We start from the raw sequence: 5583 nt of genomic DNA, 5'->3' as shown, positions 1-5583 counted from the left end.
AGCGCGCCATCGAGGCGGGCTGCCGCTTCGCCGGCGCCACCGTGCACCTGGTGACGGCGGAGCTGGACCACGGCCCGATCCTGGAGCAGGCGGTGGTGCCGATCTTGCCCGGTGACACGCCCGAGACGCTGGCCGCGCGCGTGCTGACGCAGGAGCAGTTGATCTACCCGCGCGCGATCGAGCGCTGGCTGCGCGAGACGGGCGGCTAGTGCCGCGCTGCGTACCAAAGCGCCCCGCCCCCCGCTACCAACGCGACCGCCGTCCAGCCGATGCGGTCAATGTGGCGGCGCAGCAGCGGCTCCATACGCGCGCCGCCCCAGCGCATCAACGCGGCCACCAGAAAGAAGCGCGCCCCCCGGCCGACGAGCGAGGCCAGCGCGAATGGCAGCAGTGGCATGGCCAGCGCCCCGGCGGCGATGGTGAAGACCTTGTATGGAATCGGCGAAAAGCCAGCGACGAAGACCGCCCAGGCGCCCCAAGCGTCGAACCACGCCACCGCTTGCTGATAGGCTGGCCAGTAAGCGGAACCGCGCAGCCACGGCTCGATGGCCGCGAACGCCAGCCAGCCGATGAGGTAGCCGGCCAGCCCCCCCAGCACCGAGGCCCAGGTGACCAGCCAAGCCAGTGACCACGCGCGCTGCGGCTGGGCCAGCGCCATGGGTACCAGCATCACATCCGGCGGCACCGGAAAGAACGACGACTCGGCAAAACTCAGCGCCCCCAGGTAGCGCGGTGCGCGCGGGTGGCGCGCCCAACGAAGCGCGCGGTCGTACAGCGGGGCGAACAGGCGCATCGGGTCGACTCCGGCATCAAGCGTGGTGAAATACCAGCCCCGCATGCTCGCGCATCGCATGGAAGCGGATTTTGGGCCAGTTGCCCTCCACCGCGCGCAGCGTGGCGGCGTGGTCGAGCAGGATGGCCGGTGCATCCACGGCATCCCACGCCATGCGGTGCAGGTTGGCGTCGATGAAGCGCTTGAGTTCTACCTCGCCCCCGTCGTCCGGCGGGCAGGTTACCCAGCGCACCACATGGTAGGGGCTTGGAGTGATACGCGCCTTGACGCCGTACTCGGTCTCCAGCCGGTGCTGCACCACCTCGAACTGCAGCTGTCCCACCGCGCCGAGCAGCAGCACCGAGCCCGCCATCGGCCGAAAGACCTGGATCGCGCCTTCCTCGCCGAGCTGCTGCAAGCCGGCGCGCAGCTGCTTGGTGCGCAGCGGGTCGGCCACCTCGACGCTGCGGATGATCTCTGGCGCAAAGAACGGCAGCCCGGTGAACTGCAGTGCCTCGCCTTCGGTGAGTGTGTCGCCCAGCTGCAGCAGCCCGTGGTTCGGGATGCCGATGATGTCGCCAGCGTAGGCTTCCTCCAGCAGCTCGCGCCGCTGCGACAGGAACGACACCACGGTGTTCGGCTTGAACTCCTTGCCGGTGCGGGTGATGCGCAGCTTCATGCCGCGCTCGAAGCGGCCGCTGGCCACGCGCACAAAAGCCACGCGGTCGCGGTGCGCCGGGTCCATGTTGGCCTGGATTTTGAACACCACGCCGCTGAACTTGGGCTCGGTCGGCGCCACATCGCGCTGCAGCGCGGGCTTTGGCCCTGGTGGTGGGGCCAGCTCCACCAGCGCGTCGAGCACCTCCTTGACGCCAAAGTTGTTGATCGCCGAGCCGAAAAACATCGGTGTCTGCGTGCCGGCCAGGAACGCCGCGTGCTCGAACGGCGGGGTGGCGCCTTCGACCAGCTCCAGCTCCTCCTGCGCTTGTTGCCACTCGGCGCCAAAGCGCTGCGCCAGCGCCGGGTTGTCCTGACCGGCCAAGATCTCCTCGTCGCCACCGCGGCGATCTTCCCCAGGGGCGAAGACGCGCATCTGTCCGGCGCGCCGGTCCCATACCCCGTGGAACAGCTTGCCCATGCCCACCGGCCAGGTAAACGGCACCACCGTCATGCCCAGCTCGCGCTCGATCTCGTCGAGCAGGTCCAGCGGCGCCTTGACCTCGCGGTCCATCTTGTTGATGAAGGTCAGGATCGGGGTATTCCGCGCCCGGCAGACCTGCAGCAGCCGCCGCGTCTGCGGCTCCACGCCGTTGGCGGCGTCGATCACCATCAGCGCCGCGTCCACCGCGGTCAGCACGCGGTAAGTGTCCTCGCTGAAGTCCTGGTGACCCGGCGTGTCCAGCAGGTTAATGACGCAGTCGCGGTACTCCATCTGCATCACCGAGCTGGCCACCGAGATGCCGCGTTGCTTTTCGATTTCCATCCAGTCGCTGGTGGCGTGGCGCGCGGCCTTGCGCGCCTTGACGCTGCCGGCGATGTGGATCGCGCCCGAAAACAGCAACAGCTTTTCGGTCAGTGTGGTCTTGCCCGCGTCGGGGTGCGAAATGATGGCGAAGGTGCGCCGGCGGCGCACCTCGGAGGCGAGGTCTGGCATGGGACGGGATTATCCCGCAGCCTTGGCGCATACCCTGTGCCCCGGGCGGTCAGCGACAATCGCCCCATGTCCCGTCCCAACCGTATGCCTGCGCGCCGTCCCCGTGCAGAGGCACCCTTGGCTTTGGCTGCCCGACTGCTGCAAGAGACGCTGCGTTTTCAGCAGCCGCCCGATGCCTTGCTCGCCGATGCCTTTCGCGGCCCCCAGAGGGTCGGCCCGCGCCTGCGTCAAGCGGTGGGCGATGCCCTCTACGCCGCGCTGCGTGATTTGCCCCGCTGGCATGCCTGGACTGTCGCCTTGCAGGGGCAAGACGGAACGCCGCTGGATGTGGCGCGCTGCCGCACCCAACCCGGCTGGTGCGACAGCGTCATTCGACTGGCGTGGCCCGCTTCGGCTCTGCCGGCGCTGGCCGAGGCCGATGCAGCGGCTGCTGCCGCAGTCGGCAACTGGCAGGCACGCGCCAGGGCAGTAGACCTGGGCCCCGTCCCCGACACGGTGCGCCTGGGGCTGCCCGACTGGCTGATCGAGCGCCTGCACAGCGTCGTCGGGCCCGAGATCGACGCCCTGGCTGCGGCTCTGCGCCGCCCCGCGCCGCTGGACCTGCGTGTCAACGCGCTGCGCGCCAAACGCTCAGCGGTGCTGGCCGAGTTGCAGGCGGCAGGTTTGCCTGCCCAGGCCACGCCCCACGCTCCGTGGGGCATCCGCTTGCCCCACCGTGTGCCCCTGCAGGGGCTGGAGGCCTACGCGCGTGGCGCCATCGAAGTCCAGGACGAAGGCTCACAGCTCATCGCGGCGCTGGTTGGCGCCCGCCGCGGTGAAACCGTGGTGGACTTCTGCGCCGGCGGCGGTGGCAAGACCCTGGCCCTGGGGGCGGACATGCGTGATAGCGGCCGCCTGTACGCTTTCGATACCGCAGCGCGCCGCCTGGACGCTCTGCCAGCCCGTGCCCAGCGAGCCGGGCTCACCCAGGTACACCCCATGGCCCTCGCGCACGAGGGCGATGAGCGCCTGCAGCGCCTGGCCGGCAAGATCGACCGTGTGCTGGTGGACGCGCCCTGCAGCGGACTGGGCACCCTGCGGCGCCATCCCGAGCTCATGTGGCGACACACGCCCGCCAGCGTCGCCGAGCTGGCCGCCTTGCAACAGCGCATTCTCGGGGCTGCGGCAGCGCTCGTGCGGCCCGGCGGTCGGCTGGTGTACGCCACCTGCAGCTTGTTGGCGGAAGAGAACGAAGCCGTGGCCCACGCCTTCACCAGCGCCCGGCGTGGCGACTTCACCCGTCTGGACGCCCAGGCGCTGCTGGCAGACGCCCGCGTGGACGACCCCGCGTCGGTGGTGGAAGGCGGTGCACTGCGCCTGTGGCCGCACCGCCACGGCACGGACGGTTTTTTTGCCGTGGCGTGGCAGCGCCGGTGATGCCTGCCCGTTCTACGCGCCCGTTTTCCGTGTCTCGTTTCCCTGTCTGGTGCGGGTGGCGGGACTCGAACCCGCACGGCCTTACGGCCTCAGGATTTTAAGTCCTGTATGTCTACCGCTTCCATCACACCCGCTTGGGCGCACAACCGTTGCCCATTCTAGCGGGCGGGCGGGGCGCAGCGCTGGCCATCGCCGGGCGCCGGGCAGGCTGGGTTGCGGTCCCGCGCCGTACAATTTGGGTTTTCCGACCGCCGCGACCATGAGCCAAAACAACCCTCCGTTCGAGATCCACGTGCATGGCGACATCCGCCTGCGTGACGGCGTGGACTACGCCCACATTCAGGAGGCGCTGCGTCCGTTGTGGCAGTATGTCGGTGCGCGCTCGCTGATCGACGCGGCGGCCAGCGCCTACGAAGAGGAGCCAGGCATCCGCTTCGATCCGCAGGAGCACGTCCTGCAAATGTGCTGGACCATCGAGGGCGACGACGACTTCAGGCTGGCCATCGAGGAAGCCTGCATGGGTCTCAACGAAATCGCCGCCACCGGCGCGGCAATCGAGGTGTCGTTCTACGACCTCGATTTCGACGAGGAAGAGGCCCCAAGCGAGGCCGAGGCGCGCGATGATTTTCTGATGTGCTTCGTTGGCCCGACGCCGGCGGCCATCATGCAGGTGCAGCGCGATTTGCTGGTTCAGGATGTCGTGCAGCTCATGGAGCGGCATTTCGACGCGTCCGAACTCGGCGGCGTGGTCGAAGCCATCGACCGCCTGTTCTCCAACCGCTTCGATGCCATGGTGAACTCGCTGCAGCTTGGCCGACCGCCGCGCGGTGCAGGCCCAGGTGGCGGGCACGGTGGCCCGCGCAAACCACGGCACCTGCACTGATCGGTCAGTCCGCCGTCACGGCGATGCCTTTGAACTCGCCGCGGGCGATGCGCTGTCTCCACTCGGCCGGCCCGCTTTGGTGTACATTGTTGCCGGTGGCGTCCACGGCCACGGTCACGGGCATGTCCTGCACCTCGAACTCATAAATGGCTTCCATGCCCAGGTCCTCGAAGCCCACCACGCGGGCCGCCTTGATGGCCTTGGCCACCAGGTAGGCCGCCCCACCCACCGCCATCAGATAGGCGCTGCGGTTGTCGCGGATGGCCTCGATGGCCACCGGGCCGCGCTCGCTCTTGCCGATCATGGCAATCAGCCCGGTTTTTTCCAGCATCATGCGGGTGAACTTGTCCATGCGGGTGGCGGTGGTGGGGCCGGCGGGGCCCACCACCTCGTCGCGCACCGGGTCCACCGGGCCCACGTAGTAGATCACGCGGTTGGTAAAGTCCACCGGCAGCTTCTCGCCCTTGGCCAGCAGGTCGGCGATACGCTTGTGGGCGGCGTCGCGGCCGGTCAGCATCTTGCCGTTGAGCAGCAGCTTTTGCCCCGCCCGCCAAGACGCCACTTCTTCTTTGGTCAGGGTGTCCAGGTTGACGCGGGTCGCGCTCTGGGTGTCGGGCGTCCAGGTCACCGCGGGCCAGTCTTGCAGCTTGGGCGCCGCCAGCTGGGCCGGGCCGCTGCCGTCCAGGTGGAAATGCACATGGCGCGTGGCCGCGCAGTTGGGGATCATCGCCACCGGCAGGCTGGCTGCATGCGTGGGGTAGTCCAGGATCTTGACGTCCACCACGGTCGTCAGCCCCCCCAAGCCTTGCGCGCCGATGCCCAGCGCATTGACCTTCTCGTACAGCTCCAGCCGCAGCG

At 68.8% G+C, this 5583-nt stretch carries 6 protein-coding genes and 1 tRNA gene; 3 read left to right on the top strand and 4 right to left on the bottom strand.

Translation table 11 applies throughout. From position 1 onward, the window contains the following. A partial coding sequence (locus P3W97_RS03015; protein ID WP_300843656.1) for a formyltransferase family protein occupies positions 1–209 on the top strand: 209 nt, incomplete at its 5' end. Here the strand turns inward: P3W97_RS03015 and P3W97_RS03010 are convergent. Beyond that, positions 206–793: a YqaA family protein gene (locus P3W97_RS03010; protein ID WP_300843654.1), complete on the bottom strand. Its 588-nt coding sequence runs from the start codon at positions 791–793 to the stop codon at positions 206–208. The two genes, P3W97_RS03015 and P3W97_RS03010, sit on opposite strands and share 4 nt — an antisense overlap. Before the next feature lie 16 nt (positions 794–809). Then, complete coding sequence (locus P3W97_RS03005; RefSeq protein ID WP_300843652.1) at positions 810–2426, bottom strand: peptide chain release factor 3; 1617 nt, start codon at positions 2424–2426, stop codon at positions 810–812. A gap of 66 nt (positions 2427–2492) precedes the next feature. On the opposite strand from P3W97_RS03005, the gene P3W97_RS03000 reads away from it, so the two are divergent. Then, entirely contained in the window at positions 2493–3842 is a 1350-nt protein-coding gene (locus tag P3W97_RS03000) for an RsmB/NOP family class I SAM-dependent RNA methyltransferase (protein WP_300843649.1), read from the top strand. A 47-nt stretch (positions 3843–3889) separates the two neighbouring features. Here the strand turns inward: P3W97_RS03000 and P3W97_RS02995 are convergent. Continuing rightward, a tRNA-Leu gene (locus P3W97_RS02995) sits at positions 3890–3976 on the bottom strand. Positions 3977–4101: 125 nt separating this feature from the next. On the opposite strand from P3W97_RS02995, the gene P3W97_RS02990 reads away from it, so the two are divergent. Further along, positions 4102–4725: a DUF6806 family protein gene (locus P3W97_RS02990; RefSeq protein WP_300843647.1), complete on the top strand. Its 624-nt coding sequence runs from the start codon at positions 4102–4104 to the stop codon at positions 4723–4725. Between the two features lie 4 nt (positions 4726–4729). On the opposite strand, the gene P3W97_RS02985 is transcribed toward P3W97_RS02990, so the two are convergent. Next, a partial coding sequence (locus P3W97_RS02985) for a FumA C-terminus/TtdB family hydratase beta subunit (protein ID WP_300843645.1) occupies positions 4730–5583 on the bottom strand: 854 nt, incomplete at its 5' end.

It is taken from the genome of Tepidimonas sp. (assembly GCF_029335975.1).
Classification (GTDB): domain Bacteria; phylum Pseudomonadota; class Gammaproteobacteria; order Burkholderiales; family Burkholderiaceae_C; genus Tepidimonas.
Note: the sequence above shows the minus strand (reverse complement) of the source record. Positions and strands in the feature narration are given on the sequence as shown.

Bases quoted from the DNA above. Each gene is read 5' to 3' on its own strand.
- P3W97_RS03010 (WP_300843654.1), bottom strand. From the start codon at position 793: ATGCGCCTGTTCGCCCCGCTGTACGACCGCGCGCTTCGTTGGGCGCGC.
- P3W97_RS03005 (WP_300843652.1), bottom strand. From the start codon at position 2,426: ATGCCAGACCTCGCCTCCGAGGTGCGCCGCCGGCGCACCTTCGCCATC.
- P3W97_RS03000 (WP_300843649.1), top strand. From the start codon at position 2,493: ATGTCCCGTCCCAACCGTATGCCTGCGCGCCGTCCCCGTGCAGAGGCA.
- P3W97_RS02990 (WP_300843647.1), top strand. From the start codon at position 4,102: ATGAGCCAAAACAACCCTCCGTTCGAGATCCACGTGCATGGCGACATC.